The sequence below is a fragment of the Streptomyces sp. NRRL S-118 genome (genome assembly GCF_000716335.1).
In the GTDB taxonomy this organism is placed as follows: domain Bacteria; phylum Actinomycetota; class Actinomycetes; order Streptomycetales; family Streptomycetaceae; genus Streptomyces.
In genome coordinates, this window is sequence record NZ_KL591030.1 from 34,779 (window position 1) to 52,401 (window position 17,623).

Below are 17,623 nucleotides of genomic sequence, written 5' to 3' on the forward strand. Positions count from 1 at the left end.
CGGTCCCGGCCGGGACCGGCCGTCGGCCGTCCGTACGCCCCGCCGGACTCGGGGCCCGGAGGCCGGGGCAGCCGGCACGGCCCGGGGCGCCGCTCGCCGGGGAGGCCCCGGCGGCGACGGCGAGCCGTGTCGCGTCCGGCTTCCGGGCCGGAGTCTCAGCCGGTGCCCAGTGTGCGGTCGAGCAGGGGCAGCAGACGGTCCCAGTGGCGCTGCAGTCCGGCGGGGTCGAAAGCGTCGGTGTCGGACATGGTGAACCCGTGAACGGTGCCGGGGTAGATCTCGGAGGTGTGGTCGACCTTCGCGGCGTCCAGGGCCTGGTTGAGCTCGCGGAGGGCCTCGGGTGTCAGGTCGCTCTCGGCGTGGCCGAAGTGGACCGGGGCGGTGATCCTGGCGAGGGCGTCCGGCCCGTCGGCGCCCACGGGGCCGTGGAACGCGGCGACGGCGGCCACCCGGCCGGGGTGGGCCACGGCGGTCCGCGTCGCCAGGAGGCCGCCTATGCAGTAGCCGGTCACCGCGACCGGCCCGTCGGCGACCTCCGGCCGGCTGGTGAGGAACCTGAGGTAGGCGTCGGCGTCGCTCAGCGCGCGTTCGGCGGTGTGCGCCTCGATCAAGGGCATCAGCCGGGCCATGAGCGCGGGCCGGACCTCCTCTCCGATGTGCTCGGGAAGGTCGATCAGCGGCGTCGGGCCGTGCCGGTAAAAGAGGTTGGGGACGAGCACGTAGTACCCGTGCCCGGCCAGTTCGCGGGCCATCTCCCGCAGTACGGGCCGGATGCCGAAGCCGTCCGCGTACATCAGTACGCCCGGGTGCCGATCGCCGTGGTCGGGGAAGGCGGCGAAGGCGTCCGCCCGGCCGTCCGCGGTGGGGATCCGCAGTGTCGTGGTGGGCATGCATTCTCCTGTCGTGGTCGAGGTGCCGAGCCTGTGATCAACACGACGGAGGCGGACCCCGTGCGGCGGCACGAGATCCTCGATCGAGCAGCGGGCGCGCACCGGCCCGCACGGCGCTCAGGAGAGCACCGGGTCACCGATCCGTGTGTGGCGTGATGCCGTCCCGGTATTCATGGCCGATCAGCTTAGCCGGGCCGCGACGCGATCCCCGCCTCCGGCCCTCCCGCCGGCCGCCACAGGGTCCGGCGGCGCGTGTCGTCCCTCGCGTGACGCCTCCCCGTACTCACCCGCACGACCGGGTTCCGGGCCGGCGGCCGGACGGCCGGGTCCGCTGAGCGGACGCGTCGACAGGACGGGAGCCGTCACGGGGTGCCGGGGCATGACCGGACAGCGGTCATGTACTAGAGTTATCTCGACATCGAGATATCTGCCGAAAGACGCACCGCAGCCGCGCCAGCCGGTAAGGGTTACCTAACTAAGTCTTACCTTAGCGGATCGGCGAGGAGCCATCGCGGCAGGATGCGGTAAAGAACGCGCACATTGATGAAGGAGACTGTCGTGTCGGCGAACAGCTTCGACGCCCGCAGCACGCTGCGCGTGGGCGACGAGTCGTACGAGATCTTCAGGCTGGACAAGGTCGAGGGCTCCGCGCGCCTCCCCTACAGCCTCAAGGTCCTCCTGGAGAACCTCCTCCGCACCGAGGACGGCGCGAACATCACCGCCGACCACATCCGGGCCCTCGGCAACTGGGACTCCCAGGCGCAGCCCAGCCAGGAGATCCAGTTCACGCCGGCCCGCGTGATCATGCAGGACTTCACCGGTGTGCCGTGCGTCGTGGACCTCGCCACCATGCGCGAGGCCGTCAAGGAGCTCGGCGGCGACCCGGCGAAGATCAACCCGCTCGCCCCGGCCGAGCTGGTCATCGACCACTCCGTCATCGCCGACAAGTTCGGCACCGCCGACGCCTTCGGCCAGAACGTCGAGCTGGAGTACGGCCGCAACAAGGAGCGCTACCAGTTCCTGCGCTGGGGCCAGACCGCCTTCGACGAGTTCAAGGTCGTCCCGCCCGGCACCGGCATCGTCCACCAGGTGAACATCGAGCACCTGGCCCGCACCGTCATGGTCCGGGGCGGCCAGGCGTACCCCGACACCCTCGTCGGCACCGACTCCCACACCACCATGGTCAACGGCCTCGGTGTGCTCGGCTGGGGCGTCGGCGGCATCGAGGCCGAGGCCGCCATGCTCGGCCAGCCGGTCTCCATGCTCATCCCGCGCGTCGTCGGCTTCAAGCTCACCGGCGAGCTGCCCACCGGCACCACCGCCACCGACCTGGTGCTCACCATCACCGAGATGCTGCGCAAGCACGGCGTCGTCGGCAAGTTCGTCGAGTTCTACGGTGAGGGCGTCGCCGCCACCTCCCTCGCGAACCGCGCCACCATCGGCAACATGTCGCCCGAGTTCGGCTCCACCGCCGCGATCTTCCCGATCGACGACGAGACCCTGAACTACCTCAAGCTCACGGGCCGCTCCGAGCAGCAGGTCGCGCTGGTCGAGGCGTACGCCAAGGAGCAGGGCCTCTGGCTCGACCCCTCCGCCGAGCCGGACTTCTCCGAGAAGCTGGAGCTGGACCTCTCCACCGTCGTCCCCTCCATCGCCGGCCCGAAGCGCCCGCAGGACCGCATCGTCCTCGCCGAGGCCGCCCAGCAGTTCGCCCAGGACGTCCGCAACTACGTGGACGACGTGGACGAGGCGGGCAAGGAGTCCTTCCCGGCCTCCGACGCCCCGGCCAACACCCCCAACGGCGCGCCGTCCAAGCCGGTCCCCGTGACCGCCCCCGACGGCTCGACGTACGAGATCGACCACGGCGCCGTCACCGTCGCCGCGATCACCTCCTGCACCAACACCTCGAACCCGTACGTCATGGTCGCCGCCGCGCTGGTGGCCAAGAAGGCGGTCGAGAAGGGCCTGACCCGCAAGCCGTGGGTCAAGACCACCCTCGCCCCGGGCTCCAAGGTCGTCACCGACTACTTCGACAAGGCGGGCCTCACCCCGTACCTCGACAAGGTCGGCTTCAACCTCGTCGGCTACGGCTGCACCACCTGCATCGGCAACTCCGGCCCGCTGCCGGAGGAGGTCTCCAAGGCCGTCAACGAGCACGACCTCGCCGTGACGTCGGTCCTCTCCGGCAACCGCAACTTCGAGGGCCGGATCAACCCCGACGTCAAGATGAACTACCTGGCTTCCCCGCCGCTGGTCGTCGCGTACGCCCTCGCGGGCTCCATGAAGGTGGACATCACCAAGGACGCCCTGGGCACCGACCAGGACGGCAACCCGGTCTACCTCAAGGACATCTGGCCCTCCGAGGCCGAGGTGAACGACGTCGTCGCCAGCGCCATCGGCGAGGACATGTTCTCCAAGTCCTACCAGGACGTCTTCGCGGGTGACGCCCAGTGGCAGGCGCTGCCGATCCCGACCGGCAACACCTTCGAGTGGGACCCGCAGTCCACCTACGTCCGCAAGCCCCCGTACTTCGAGGGCATGACGATGGAGACCACCCCGGTCGAGGACATCACGGGCGCCCGTGTCCTGGCCAAGCTGGGCGACTCGGTCACCACCGACCACATCTCCCCGGCCGGCGCCATCAAGGCCGACACCCCGGCCGGCCAGTACCTCACGGAGCACGGCGTCGAGCGCCGCGACTTCAACAGCTACGGCTCGCGCCGCGGCAACCACGAGGTCATGATCCGCGGTACGTTCGCCAACATCCGCCTGCGCAACCAGATCGCGCCGGGCACCGAGGGCGGCTACACCCGCGACTTCACGCAGGACGGCGGTCCGGTCTCCTTCATCTACGACGCCTCCCGCAACTACATCGAGCAGGGCATCCCGCTCGTCGTGCTCGCGGGCAAGGAGTACGGCTCCGGTTCGTCCCGCGACTGGGCCGCCAAGGGCACCGCGCTCCTCGGCGTCAAGGCCGTCATCGCCGAGTCGTACGAGCGCATCCACCGCTCGAACCTCATCGGCATGGGCGTCCTGCCGCTGCAGTTCCCCGAGGGCGCGTCCGCCCAGTCGCTCGGCCTGACCGGCGAGGAGACCTTCTCCATCTCCGGCGTCACCGAGCTCAACGAGGGCCGCACGCCGCGCACGGTCAAGGTCACCACCGACACCGGTGTCGAGTTCGACGCGGTCGTCCGCATCGACACCCCCGGTGAGGCCGACTACTACCGCAACGGCGGCATCATGCAGTACGTGCTGCGCAACCTGATCCGCAACTAGGGATCCGGCACGCGGCACAAGGGCCGCACCCCGTCCGCCGACGGGGTGCGGCCCTTCCGCGTGCGCCTCAGCGCAACAGCTCCACCTCCGCCAGCGTCGCGGAGCCCGAGGGCACCAGCCGGTACCGCTCGTACGTCCCCGGCCGCGCCACCGTGAACACCCGCGTCTGCCGGTCCCACGCGAACGACTCGCCCGACCGCCGGTCGAGGTCCCGCCACACGGTGCCGTCCCGCGACCCCTGGAGCACCCACCCCGAGGGGGCGGCGTCCCGCGCCGCCGAGGTCAGCGTGTACTGGACGGCGCGGGTGCCGGCCGGCACGGGCAGGTCCACCGCCGCGGCCGACGAGGCCGCCGTCGCCGACGTGTCGTCGAACAGCTCACCCGCACCCGCCAGCACGTCCCGCCGCGGCGACGGCACCTCGTCGTCCCGCGTGATGGACACCGGCGCCGCGTCCTCGCCCGTGCCCCAGGCCGACGGCTCCGGGCCCATGTCGAACTCCAGCGTCCCGCCGCGCGCCACCACCGCGTGCGGCAGCGCGGTCGACGTCCAGCGCTTGCCGTCGACCTTCAGGCCCTGCACGTAGACGTTCCGCGCGCTGTTCTCCGGGGCCTTCACCACCAGCGTGCGGCCGTTGTCCATCCGGACCGTCGCCCTGGTGAACAGCGGCGAGCCGATCGCGTACTCCCCGCTGCCCATCACCAGGGGGTAGAAGCCCAGCGCCGAGAACAGCCACCAGGCGGACTGCTCGCCGTTGTCCTCGTCACCGTGGTAGCCCTGCCCGATCTCGCTGCCCGTGTACAGCCGGGACAGCACCTCGCGCACCTTCTCCTGTGTCTTCCACGGCTGCGCGGCCGCGTTGTACATGTACGTCACGTGGTGGGCGACCTGGTTGGAGTGCCCGTACATGCCCATCCGCACGTCCCGCGCCTCCGTCATCTCGTGGATGACGCTGCCGTAGGAGCCGGTGAACTCCGGCGAGGCGGTCTCGGGCGTCGCGAAGTAGGTGTCGAGCTTCTTGGCCAGTCCCGCCCGGCCGCCGTAGAGATTGGCCAGACCCCGGCTGTCCTGCGGGGCGGTGAAGGCATAGCCCCAGCCGTTCGTCTCGGTGTAGTCGTAACCCCACACGCGGGGGTCGTACGAGGCCGACGGCACCCGCCACTCGCCCTTGAGGTTCCGCCCCTGGAAGAAGCCGGCGTCCTTGTCGAAGAGCGTGACGTACTGGCGTGCCCGGTCGAGGAAGTAGGCGGACTCCTCCGCGTACCGGGCCTTGCCCGTCCTCCTGTGCAGCGTTTCGGCCATCCTGGCCAGTCCGTAGTCGTTGAGGTATCCCTCCAGCGACCAGGACAGGCCCTCGTGCGTCTCCGTCGACGCGTACCCGAGGAAGGGGGAGGTCTCCATGCCCTTGCGGCCCACGCCCCGGCTCGGCGGCACCACCGTCGCGTTCTTCAGCGCCGCCTCGTACGCCGCCTCCGCGTCGAAGTCCACGCCCTTGACGTACGCGTCGGCGAACGCCACGTCCGACGACGTGCCGGTCATCAGGTCGGCGTAGCCGGGCGACGACCAGCGGGAGATCCAGCCGCCGTCCTTGTACTGCTGGACGAAGCCGTCCACCAGGTCGCCCGCCCGCCGCGGGGTGAGGAAGGAGTACGCGGGCCAGGTCGTGCGGTAGGTGTCCCAGAAGCCGTTGTTGACGTACACCCGGCCGTCGACGATCTTCGCGCCGGTGTGCACCGGCGTGTCGGGACCGGTCCGCGGCGAGAACGGGCTCGCGTACCGGTCCTTGCCGTCGACGCGCTCGAAGCCCGAATTCGGGTACAGGTACAGCCGGTAGAGGTTGGAGTACAGCGTCACGAGCTGGTCGCGTGTCGCGCCCTCCACGCGGACGCGGCCGAGGATCCGGTCCCACGCGGCCCGTGCCTGCGCCAGCACCCGCTCGAAGCGCGTGCCCTGCGGGATCTCGGCGGCCAGGTTCCGCCGCGCCTGCTCGACGCTGATCAGTGACGTCGCCATGCGCAGCGTCACCGTGCGGTCGGCGCCCGCGTCGAAGCGCAGGTGGCCCTTGACACCCGCCGACGCGGAGCCGGTGACGGGCGCGTCGAAGACGCCGTACACGAACATCCGTGTGGCGCCCGTGGACAGGCCGCTCTTCACGTCGGAGAAGCCGGTGAAGGAGCCGGTCGCCGGGTCGAGGGTCAGCCCGCCCTCGTCCGTGACGTTGTCGAGGACGACCGACGCGTCGGCGCCCGGGTAGGTGAACCGCATCATCGCCGCGTGGTCCGCCGGGGCGATCTCGGCCTTCAGGCCGTTCTCGAAGGTCACGGCGTAGTGGTGCGGTCTCGCCGTCTCCTTCTCGTGGCGGAAGGGCAGCGCCCGCTCGCTCCGCCCGGTGGGCGGGGTGCCGGCCGCGGCGGAGGGCATCAACTGGAAGGTCTGCCGGTCGCCCATCCACGGGCTGGGCTCGTGGCTGGCGCTGAACGCCTGGAGGGTGGGCAGGTTGTCGGCGTTGTTGCCGCGCGCGTACTCGTACAGCCAGCTCTTCGAGCCGGCGTGGGTCACCGGCGTCCAGAAGTTGAAGCCATGGGGTACGGCGGTCGCCGGGAAGGTGTTGCCGCGCGAGAAGGAGGAGCTGGAGTTGGTTCCGCGCACGGTGGAGGCGTAGTCGGAGACATGGGCGAGGGGCCGCTCGGGGGCCTTCGGCTCCAGCGCGATGTCGTCGATCCAGCCCTGGAACTTCCCCGGGCCCCGGGGCGCGTCGTACGCCACCAGGATCCGGTCGACGGTCTTCCCGGCGGCCACGGTGCCGATCGAGGAGGACACCTGGTTCCACTGGTTGACGTAGAGCCGCTCGGCCGCGCCCTGGCCCTGCGGGGTCAGGGCCCCGCCGTGGCTGTCGACCGCGCCCAGCTCGCTGAGGCGGGTGCCGTCGGTGAAGGCCAGGTCCACGGAGACGTGCGTCGCGGGGTAGTTCAGGTCGGTCTCCGCCATCGCCGGGAAGACGCGGTAGGACAGCTCGGTGTCGCGCCCGACGCGCACGTCGACGTCGAAGACCTTGTTGTACGAGTAGGCGCGCCCGGCCGCCCGGTGCGTCCCCGCGTAGCGCAGGGCCCGCTTTCCGGTGAACCCGGCGGCGGCCTTGGCGGTGGGGGAGCCGACCGGGCCCCGGTCGACATGGCTGCGCATGTCGGGCGGCACGGGCGTGGAGGTGTCGCCGTCGGAGAACTGGACGTCGGCGAGCTGCGTGATGTCGGCGGCGCCGTTGTTCCGGGTGATCTCCAGCCGGTAGTGCCGGTAGGGGGCGGCCCGGTCGACGTCGTACGTCCTGGTCTCGAAGCGCCGGGCGAACGACTGGCCGGCGCGGGTGTCCAGCACCGTCCACCGGCTGCCGTCGGCCGAGCCCTTGAGGGTCCAGTCCGCCGGGTCGCGGGGCGCGTGGTCGTTGGCGGAGGTCAGTGCGTACCGGGCGACCGCGACCGGCTCCTCCAGGTCGAACTCGACCCAGGCGGTGGGGGAGAACGTCAGCCACTTGGTGCCGGGCTGGAGGTCGACCAGGTTCTCCTTGGTCTCCCCGGCGGCGGGGTTCTCACCGCTGGCGCGCAGCTCGGCCACCTTCTCGGTGACGTTTCCCGGTATTCCGGCGGCGAAGCCGCCGTCGACGCCGGACGCCCGCCGTTCTCCCGCGGCATCCACGTCGACGGTGTTGCGCCAGGTGGGCGGTGCTTCGCCGGCCTCGAAGGAGGAGCTGAACCGGCGCTCCACCGGCTCGGGTTGGCGGGCGAGGGCCAGTGCCGCCGACGGCCCGGCGGTCAGCGCGGCCGTCACGGTCAGGGAAGCGGCCGCCACGAGGGCGGCCGTACGGAGGTGTCTGTCCCGTTTTCTCGATCGGAGGTGCATCCCGCGTCCTGCCTCCTGCCTCTCGCCGAAGCGCGATGGACAACGTTGTCAGGTGAGCTGCGCAGGCACCAGTAGGAAGTAAGTGGTGAGTGGTGTCAAGGGTGTTGGCAGGAGCGGAAGGTGGAATTCAGTCGTTCTGCCGTACCTGACGGCGCGTGAACGCGAATCAGGTGCTCCCGCTGTTCCGTGAGGTCTCAACTCGGGAAAGAAGGCCGGCCAAAGTTGTTTTCGATCTTGCCCGGCTGACGAAAAGTGGACTATACCTGTCGGCGACCCAGCATCTGCGACACGACCCGAGCTGCACCTGACCGCGGTGGCGGGGCCCTTCGCCTGAGGGCGAGCAGTACGGGCGACCGGTCCACCGCATGAGTCCTGGAGAAGGCGAGGACTTGAGCATGGGATCCACCTCCGCACGCAACGGCGACGACGGCATCGGCCGCCGTGATCTGATCAAGCGGTCCGCCGCACTCGGCCTGATCACCGTATCGACGGCCGGCTTCCTCTCCGCCTGTGCCACCGGTGGCGGCGGCACCAGCGAGAAGGAGACGAAGGCCCCCGGCGGCGAGAAGACCGCGAAGAACCCGCTCGGCGTGGCCAAGGGCGCCCCCCTGGAGGCGTTCATCTTCAAGGGCGGCCTGGGTGACCAGTACGCGAAGGACGCGGAGGCCGACTACAAGGCCACTTACGGAGCCGAGGTCAAGCACACCGGCACCCAGCAGGTCGGTCCCAAGCTGACGCCCCGCTTCGCGGGCGGCAACCCGCCGGACGTCATCGACAACTCCGGTGCCGACCACCTCGACATGAACAAGCTGTCCACCCAGGGCCAGCTCCAGGACCTCTCCGCGCTGCTCGACGCGCCCTCCCTGGACGACCCGGCCAAGAAGGTCCGGGACACGATCCACCCCAGCACCATCGAGAAGGGCAGGCACGGCGACAAGTTCGACGTGCTCTACTACGCCTTCACCATCTACGGGACCTGGTACTCCCGGAAGCTGCTGGACGACAAGGGCTGGACGTACCCCCGGACGCTCTCCGAGATGGTCACCCTCTGCGGCGAGATCAAGAAGGCGGGCATCGCCCCCTGGACGTACGCCGGAAAGTATCCCTACTACGTCCACTTCAACCTCTTCGCCCAGATCGCCAAGATCGGCGGCATGGAGAAGTGGATCGCGATCGACAACCTCGAGCCCAACGCCTGGACGTCCAACGACGCGGTCAAGGAGGTCATCGAGCACTACGAGGAGCTCGCCGCCAAGAAGTACTTCCTCGCGGGCAGCCAGGGCCTGACCCACATCCAGTCCCAGACCGCCTGGAACAAGGGCAAGGCCGTCTTCATCCCCAACGGCTCCTGGGTGGAGAACGAGGCCGCCCCCACCACGCCGAAGGACTTCGGCATGGCCGTCGGCCCCCTCTTCGACGGCACCGGCGACGCGATGCCGCACGGCACCCTGCGCGGCGAGCCGAGCGAGCCGTACATCGTCGCGGCGAAGGGCGGGAACCCGGCCGGAGGCATGGAGCTGCTGCGCATCATGCTCTCCAGGAAGCACGCCCAGAACTTCGCCACCAAGGTCAAGTCGCTCACCTGTGTCATGGACGCCACCGCGGGCATGACCCTCTCGCCGGGCCTCGCCTCCGCCAGCAAGGTGTTCAAGGAGGCGGGCGACAACCTGATCAGCCTTCAGCTCCAGGAGTGGTACCCGGCCCTCACCGACGAGAAGATCGGCGGTCTGACCGGCCAGCTGCTCACGGGCGAGCTCAAAGCTGCCGAATGGATCAAGAAGACCCAGGCGGAATGCGACAAGGTGGCCAAGGACAGTTCCGTCACCAAATTCAAGCGCTCCGCCTGACCGCTCGGTCCGACAGCCGGACCGAGGTCGTTCCACGCCGTCACGCCAGAACGAGGGGAAGGGGCCGGGGAGCACCATGCAACACGGCAAATACCGATTCATCGTGGGCTTCCTGGCCCTGCCTCTGCTGATCTACGGCGTTTTCGTCCTCTCGCCCTTCGTCCAGGCGTTCCAGATCTCCATGACCGACTGGTCCGGGCTCGTCGGCAGTGCGAAGTTCGTCGGCCTGGACAATTTCTCCAGGCTCTGGGAAAGCGACGATTTCTGGAACGCCCTGCGCCACAACGTCTACATGCTGGCGCTGGTCCCGGTGGTCACGCTCGGGCTCGGCCTCTTCTTCGCCTTCATGCTCAATGTGGGCGGCCGGCGCCGGAAGAACGCGGTCGTCACCGGGGTGACCGGATCCGCCTTCTACAAGTTCGTCTTCTTCTTCCCGCAGGTCATCTCCATCACGATCATCGCCGTCATCTGGTTCAACATCTACAACCCCGACCCGGACGACGGCATGCTGAACTCCCTGCTGGGCGCCGTCGGCCTGGACTCCCTGCAGAACGCGTGGCTGGGGGAGAAGAGCCTCGCCCTGTGGTGCATCAGCGCGGTGATGGTCTGGGGCCACGTCGGCTTCTACGTGGTGCTGTTCTCCGCGGCGATGGCCTCCATCCCGCGGGACATCTACGAAGCGGCCCTGCTGGACGGCGCCGGCCGCTTCCACACCTTCTTCCGGATCACCCTCCCGCTGCTGTGGGACACCGTCCAGACGGGCTGGGTGTACATGGGCATCATCGCCCTGGACGCCTTCGCCCTGGTCCAGATCATGTCGGTGAACATGGGCGGCCCGGACGGCGCCACGGACGTCATGCCGCTGCGCCTGTATCTGACGGCCTTCCGCGACAGCCAGTTCGGCTACGCCTCCGCCATGGGCGTCGCGATGCTCGTGGTCACCATGGCGTTCGCAGTGCTCACGATGCGCTTCGCGCGCCGTGAGCGGATCGAGTACTAGGGGGTACGGCGGATGACGACCGAAGAGATCGGCAAGATCCCCGTCGTGGAGAAGCGGGACGAAAGTCCCGCCGGGCCCGGCCCCCTCAGCCGTGCGCCGCGGCCGCCCGGCGGCCGGGGTGCGGAGGGCGGTGTGCTCAACGTCTTCTCCCACGGCATCCTCGCGGTGTGGGCGCTGATGGTCGGCGTGCCGCTGCTGTGGGTGCTGTGGAGCGCCTTCAAGGACAGCAACGGCATCCTGTCCGACCCGTGGGGCCTGCCGACCGCCCTGCACTGGGAGAACTGGTCCAACGCGTGGAACGACGCGAACATGGGCCGGTACTTCGTGAACACCGCGATCGTGGTGGGCGGTTCCGTCATCGGCACGATGGTGCTGGGCTCGATGGCCGCGTACGTCCTGGCCCGCTTCACCTTCCCCGGCAACCGGTTCGTCTACTACCTGTTCGTGGCGGGCATGTCCTTCCCCGTCTTCATGCTGGTGATCCCGCTGTTCTTCGTGATGCGGGACTTCCCGGGCAGCTCGCTGCTGGCGACGTACCACGGGCTGATCCTGGTCTACATCGCCTATTCCCTGCCGTTCACCGTCTTCTTCATGACGGCGTTCTTCCGCACGCTGCCGACCTCGGTGGCGGAGGCGGCCATGATCGACGGGGCGTCCCACACCCGGACCTTCTTCCAGGTCATGCTGCCGATGGCCAAGCCCGGGCTGATCAGCATCGGCATCTTCAACTTCCTCGGGCAGTGGAACCAGTACCTGCTGCCCATGGTGCTGAACCAGCAGGAGGACAAGTACGTCCTCACCCAGGGCCTGGCGATGATCGCCCTGCAGCAGGGGTACGAGAACGACTGGGGCGCCCTGATGGCCGGCATGATGATCGCGATGCTGCCGGTGCTCGTCGTCTACGCGATCTTCCAGCGGCAGGTGCAGGCCGGCCTCACGGCCGGTGCGCTCAAGTAACGGAACGGGCGCGCGGGGCCCCTGCGCCCGGGAGTCCTGCGCCCGAGGAGCCCGCGCCCGGGAGTCCTCGGTCGTCGGCCGCCACGAGGAGGACACGACGACCCCTCGCGGCGGTCGACGGGCACGAGGCGCGGAACTCGATGGGGACGGGCCCGTGGTCATGGAGTGCGTTCTCGCGCAGGAGCCCGGGCACGTACCGGCTCGCCGCCCGGAGGACAGGGCCGACGACCTCCCCGTGCAGCGGCCCGTCCTGGCCGGGCGGGACGCCGGTCCCGCGATCGGCCCACGAGCGAATCCCCCGCAGGCGGCCGCGGCGTCGACGGGGAGACACGCCTCCGGCGTGACGGGGTCGCACCACCACCGCCCACCACCACCGCCCATGGCGCGGCCCGGACCGCAGGCCGGCCCGCCGCGGGTGTCGCGGAACCCGGGGTGCGCGATCACCGCCGGCCCACGTGAACCCCGAACCGGGGTCACGAAACGAAACCGCCCGGCTGCGGGGACACCCCCGCCGCCGAGCGGTTTCGCGGTCTAGAAGGGCTTATGCCCGCTTTCTCCACATCTTGTTCGCTCATCAGAGGCCCACAACGCTCAAGGTCTTGACGGGGAGCAACCCAAAAGGCTCAGCTTAGAGTTCACATGTTGGAGAAAACGGCAGGAGTGAGAGAGTCGATGGAGACTCCGGGGTCGCAGACATCTCTGCATCGGGCCAACCTCGAGCGGGTCGTACGTGCCGTGCGCATGGCCGGCTCCCTCACCCAGGCGGAGATCGCCAGGACCACCGGCCTCTCCGCGGCCACGGTCTCCAACATCGTCCGGGAGCTGAAGGACGGCGGCACGGTCGAGGTGACCCCCACCTCCGCGGGCGGCCGCAGGGCCCGGAGCGTCTCGCTCAGCGGGGACGCCGGCATCGTCATCGGCGTGGACTTCGGCCACACCCACCTGCGGGTGGCCGTCGGCAACCTGGCGCACCAGGTGCTCGCCGAGGAGTCCGAGCCGCTGGACGTGGACGCGTCCTCCGCAGAGGGCTTCGACCGGGCGGAACAGCTGGTCAAACGGCTGATCGCGACGACCGGCATCGGCCGCGACAAGGTGGTCGGCGTCGGCCTGGGCGTCCCGGGCCCCATCGACGTCTCCTCCGGCACCCTGGGCTCCACGTCGATCCTGCCGGGCTGGACCGGCATCAACCCCAGCGAGGAGCTCTCCCGCCGCCTGGGCGTCCCGGTGTACGTCGACAACGACGCCAACCTCGGCGCCCTCGGCGAGCTGGTCTGGGGCGGCGGCCGCGGCGTCAAGGACCTCGCGTACATCAAGGTCGCGAGCGGTGTGGGCGCCGGACTGGTGATCGACGGGCAGATCTACCGGGGCCCCGGCGGCACCGCCGGCGAGATCGGCCACATCACGCTCGACGAGTCCGGCCCCGTGTGCCGCTGCGGCAACCGCGGCTGCCTGGAGACCTTCACCGCCGCGCGGTACGTCCTGCCCCTGCTCCAGCCCGGGCACGGGCCCGATCTCACCATGGAGCGGGTCGTGCAGCTCGCCCGGGAGGGCGATCCCGGCTGCCGCCGGGTGATCGCCGACGTCGGCCGTCACATCGGCAGCGGTGTCGCCAACCTGTGCAATCTCCTCAACCCCAGCCGTGTCGTGCTGGGCGGCGACCTCGCGGAGGCCGGTGAGCTGGTGCTGGCCCCGATCCGCGAGTCGGTCTCGCGGTATGCGATCCCCAGTGCCGCCCGGCAGCTCTCGGTGGCTCCCGGGGCCCTCGGCGGGCGGGCCGAAGTGCTCGGAGCGCTCGCCCTGGTATTGAGCGAAATGGGCGATTCGACCCTCCTGGAGAGCGCCCTGCCCGCCTCCACGCCTGCGTTCACTTAGATAACGGATGGCACCGTTGTCATCTCGTTGTCAATTTACTCCTTGACGACGACGGGTCGGCCGAGTTGACTCACAGCCACCTCGGCCGCAACGTCGCGGCCTCGTCAGGGAGGCAACCCACATGAACGCAATGACGCGACGCTTCGTCATAGGCACCGCCGCGGTCTCCATGGCCGCGACCCTCGCTGCTTGTGGCAAGGCGGGCGACGGTGACAACGCCGGCGGAAGTGGTGGCGACAGCAAGACCATCGGTCTGCTGCTGCCGGAGAACAAGACGACCCGCTACGAGACGTTCGACCGCCCGATCATCGAGGCGAAGATCAAGCAGCTCTGCTCGGACTGCGAGGTCAAGTACAACAACGCCGCGCAGGACACCGAGACCCAGAAGAAGCAGTTCGACGCGCTCGTCACGCAGGGCGTCAAGGTGATCATCCTCGACTCGGTCGACTACAAGGCCACCAAGTCCTGGGTCCAGCAGGCGGAGAAGAAGGGCGTCAAGGTCGTCGCGTACGACCGCCTCGCCGAGGGCCCGATCTCCGCGTACGTGTCGTACGACAACGAGAAGATCGGCCGCCTTCAGGGCGAGGGCCTGGTCAAGGCGCTCGGCGCCAAGGCCAAGGACGCCAACGTCGTCATGATCAACGGCTCGCCGACCGACCCGAACGCCCCGCTGTTCAAGAAGGGCGCCCACAGCGTCCTGGACAAGCAGGTCAAGAAGGTCGTCTACGAGCAGGACATCCCGGACTGGTCTCCCGACGAGGCCAACAAGAAGATGGGCGCCGCCATCGACTCCCTGGGCAAGGACGGCTTCCAGGGCGTCTACTCCGCCAACGACGGCATGGCCGGCGGCATCATCACCGCCCTCAGCAAGCAGGGCATCAAGGTCCCGGTCGGCGGCCAGGACGCCGAGCTCGCCGGTCTGCAGCGCATCCTCAAGGGCGACCAGGCCTTCACGATCTACAAGCAGATCAAGCCGGAGGCCGAGACCACCGCGGAGATCGCCGTCCGCCTCCTCAAGGGCGACGCGATCGACGACCTGGTCTCCACGAAGGTCACCAGCCTCACCGGTGAGTTCAAGGACATCCCGGCCAAGCTGTACGACGCCGAGATCGTGACCAAGGAGAACATCGGCTCCACGATCATCGCTGACAAGGTCTACACCCCCGCGGACATCTGCACCGCCGAGTACAAGGCGGCCTGCGAGGCGGCCGGCATCAAGTAACCGCCGGCATCGCGTACCCCCCACAGGTGAGGGCCCGCACAGCGGCCCCCCTGCACCGGTCCGGCGCCCGCCCCCTCCACGCCCCGCAAGCACCGGGGGCCGGGCGCCGGCCTCTCCCGGACCGAGGCTCCTCGGCGGCCCCGCGCCCCGAGGGCCCGGTACGGGCCCCGCGGCCCGGCCGACGGCCCGGCCCTCGCACCCCTTTGCTCAACGCACCACCATCCCCGCCGGACAGGCGGCGAAGGAGATGATTCACGTGTCCGCTACGCCCGTGCTGGCGTTGCGCGGAGTCTCCAAGCGGTTCGGCGCCGTCCAGGCGCTCACCGACGTAGACCTGGAGATCCACGCCGGTGAGGTCGTCGCCCTGGTCGGCGACAACGGCGCCGGGAAGTCGACGCTCGTCAAGACGATCTCGGGTGTCCACCCCATCGATGAAGGCGCCATCGAATGGGAGGGCCGGCCCGTCCGCGTCACCCGGCCGAACGACGCCCAGGACCTGGGCGTCGCGACCGTCTACCAGGACCTCGCCCTCTGCGACAACCTCGACGTCGTCGCCAACCTCTTCCTCGGCAACGAGCTGCGCCATGGCTCCGTCCTGGACGAGATCGCCATGGAGAAGCGCGCCAAGGAGCTGCTGGACACCCTGTCCATCCGCATCCCCAGCGTCCGCATCCCCGTCGCCGCCCTCTCCGGCGGCCAGCGGCAGGTCGTGGCCATCGCCCGCGCCCTGATCGGCGACCCCAAGATCGTCATCCTGGACGAGCCGACCGCCGCCCTCGGCGTCGAGCAGACCGCCCAGGTCCTCGACCTGGTCGAGCGGCTGCGCGAGCGCGGCCACGGCGTCATCCTCATCAGCCACAACATGGCCGATGTGCGCGCCGTCGCCGACCGCGTCGCCGTCCTGCGGCTCGGCCGCAACAACGGTGTCTTCAACGTCAAGGACACCACCCACGAAGAGATCATCGCCGCGATCACCGGCGCCACGGACAACGCCGTGACCCGCCGGCAGGCGCGTACGGCCACGAAGGAGGACGCGAAGTGAGCGACCTCACCAAGACCACGCAGCCCCCGGCCGAGGGCTCCGCCGCCCCGATCCCGGCGGTCGACCCGCGCCTGCTCGTCCGCGAGGAGGGCCTGAAGGGCTACTGGACCGAGTTCACCCGCAAGGTCCGCGGCGGTGAGCTGGGCTCCCTCCCGGTCTTCATCGGCCTGATCGTCATCGCGATCGTCTTCCAGGCGCAGAACAGCAACTTCCTGTCCGCGAGCTCCGTCGCGAACATCGCCGTCTACACCTCCGGCCTCGGCATCATGGCGGTCGGCATCGTCTTCGTCCTCATCCTCGGCGAGATCGACCTCTCGGTCGGCTCCGTCGCGGGCGTGGGCGCCGCGGTGTGGGCCGTGCTCAACGTGAGCAACGGCATGAACGACTGGCTCTCCGTCGCCGTCGCCGTCCTGTGCGGCCTCGGCCTGGGCCTGCTCCACGGCTTCTTCTTCGCCAAGATCGGCGTGCCGGCCTTCGTCGTCACCCTCGCCGGTTTCCTCGGCTGGAGCGGCCTGCAGATCTGGCTGATGGGCAAGGAAGGCTCCATCAACGCGCCGACCGGCTCCGTCGTCGAGCACCTCACCGGCTACTACTTCGAGGACAAGGCCGCCGCCTACGGCCTCGCCCTGGTGGCCGTCCTCGCGTACGCCGCCTCCCTCCTGCTGGACAGCAAGCGCCGCAAGGCCGCCCGCCTGCCCGCACGCCCCGCCAGCGAGGTCGTCCTGCGCACGGCGGTCGTCGCGGTGCTCTGCTTCGTCGTCGCGTACGTCCTGAACGAGCCCGCCGGCGCCCGCGGCCTGCCGCTCGCCCTGGTGCTCTTCCTGATCGTCCTGGTCGTCGCCGACTTCGTCGCCCGCCGCACCACCTTCGGCCGCCAGGTCTTCGCGGTCGGCGGCAACGCGGAGGCGGCCCGCCGCGCCGGCATCAACGTCGACCGCGTCCGCATCACGGTCTTCGGCCTGTCCGGCCTGCTCGCCGCCTTCGGCGGGCTCTTCGTGGCCAGCCTCTCCGGCGGTGCCACCAAGAGCCTCGGCGGCGGCAACACGCTGATGCTCGTCATCGCGGCGGCCGTCATCGGCGGCACCAGCCTCTTCGGCGGCCGCGGCAAGGTCTGGTCCGCACTGCTCGGCATGATCGTCATCCAGTCGATCCAGCAGGGCCTGAACATGCTCGGCATGGCGTCCGAGATCCAGTACATGATCACCGGCGCGGTCCTCCTGGCCGCCGTCGTGATCGACTCGGTCTCCCGCCGCACGCAGAAGACCGCAGGTCGCGCGTAGGTCGCACACGTCACACCCGCAGTGCCCGGCACCGCTCAACCGGTGCCGGGCACTGCTGCGTCTGCGCCATTGGCGTGACGTACACCCTGACGAAGACCCCACCGCCCGATGATGACGATCAGGGGCGGAACATTAGACTCGACCAAATCGGCAGCTCGACCAGCTCAACACGCAAGGAGGCACGGGTGGCTCTGCTGACCCGTATCACGGGCCCGCGCGATCTCGACCGGCTCGCCCCGGAGCAGCTGGACCAGCTGGCCGCGGAGATCCGGTCCTTCCTCGTGGACGCCGTGTCCAAGACCGGCGGCCACCTCGGTCCCAACCTGGGCGTGGTCGAGCTGACCA

11 protein-coding genes are annotated in these 17,623 nt (G+C 69.6%); 9 read left to right on the plus strand and 2 right to left on the minus strand.

Annotated features, from left to right (window positions below):
* Positions 1-155: 155 nt before the first annotated feature.
* A complete protein-coding gene (locus IH00_RS0133000; protein WP_031079752.1) occupies positions 156-890 on the minus strand; it encodes a dienelactone hydrolase family protein in 735 nt (244 codons plus the stop codon).
* 558 nt (positions 891-1,448) lie between these two features.
* On the opposite strand from IH00_RS0133000, the gene acnA reads away from it, so the two are divergent.
* Positions 1,449-4,166: an aconitate hydratase AcnA gene (gene acnA / locus IH00_RS0133005; RefSeq protein ID WP_031079753.1), complete on the plus strand. Its 2,718-nt coding sequence runs from the start codon at positions 1,449-1,451 to the stop codon at positions 4,164-4,166.
* A gap of 67 nt (positions 4,167-4,233) precedes the next feature.
* On the opposite strand, the gene IH00_RS0133010 is transcribed toward acnA, so the two are convergent.
* Positions 4,234-8,058: a GH92 family glycosyl hydrolase gene (locus IH00_RS0133010; protein WP_031079754.1), complete on the minus strand. Its 3,825-nt coding sequence runs from the start codon at positions 8,056-8,058 to the stop codon at positions 4,234-4,236.
* A 395-nt stretch (positions 8,059-8,453) separates the two neighbouring features.
* Between IH00_RS0133010 and ngcE the strand changes: the two genes are divergently transcribed.
* The 8 genes from ngcE to IH00_RS42265 all read left to right on the plus strand — a co-directional run.
* Positions 8,454-9,905 carry an N-acetylglucosamine/diacetylchitobiose ABC transporter substrate-binding protein gene (gene ngcE, locus IH00_RS0133015; RefSeq protein ID WP_031079755.1) on the plus strand — a complete coding sequence of 484 codons (1,452 nt, stop codon included), beginning with the start codon at positions 8,454-8,456 and terminating at the stop codon, positions 9,903-9,905.
* A gap of 76 nt (positions 9,906-9,981) precedes the next feature.
* Positions 9,982-10,905, plus strand: a complete 924-nt coding sequence (locus IH00_RS0133020) for a carbohydrate ABC transporter permease (RefSeq protein WP_031079756.1) — start codon at positions 9,982-9,984, stop codon at positions 10,903-10,905.
* 12 nt (positions 10,906-10,917) lie between these two features.
* On the plus strand, positions 10,918-11,862 hold the full coding sequence (locus IH00_RS0133025) for a carbohydrate ABC transporter permease (protein WP_031079757.1): 945 nt from the start codon (positions 10,918-10,920) through the stop codon (positions 11,860-11,862).
* A 672-nt stretch (positions 11,863-12,534) separates the two neighbouring features.
* Positions 12,535-13,734 (plus strand): ROK family transcriptional regulator, encoded by a 1,200-nt coding sequence (locus tag IH00_RS0133030; RefSeq protein ID WP_031079758.1) that lies wholly within the window; start codon positions 12,535-12,537, stop codon positions 13,732-13,734.
* A gap of 121 nt (positions 13,735-13,855) precedes the next feature.
* The gene (locus tag IH00_RS0133035; RefSeq protein ID WP_031079759.1) at positions 13,856-14,956 is read left to right on the plus strand and encodes a substrate-binding domain-containing protein; all 1,101 of its coding nucleotides are present in this window, start codon (positions 13,856-13,858) and stop codon (positions 14,954-14,956) included.
* A 247-nt stretch (positions 14,957-15,203) separates the two neighbouring features.
* On the plus strand, positions 15,204-15,998 hold the full coding sequence (locus tag IH00_RS0133040; protein ID WP_031079760.1) for an ATP-binding cassette domain-containing protein: 795 nt from the start codon (positions 15,204-15,206) through the stop codon (positions 15,996-15,998).
* Positions 15,995-17,278, plus strand: a complete 1,284-nt coding sequence (locus tag IH00_RS0133045) for a sugar ABC transporter permease (protein WP_031079761.1) — start codon at positions 15,995-15,997, stop codon at positions 17,276-17,278. Before IH00_RS0133040 ends, IH00_RS0133045 begins: the two co-directional genes overlap by 4 nt.
* Positions 17,279-17,463: 185 nt before the next feature.
* The coding region (locus IH00_RS42265) for a 1-deoxy-D-xylulose-5-phosphate synthase N-terminal domain-containing protein (RefSeq protein WP_039947679.1) at positions 17,464-17,623 on the plus strand (160 nt) is incomplete at its 3' end.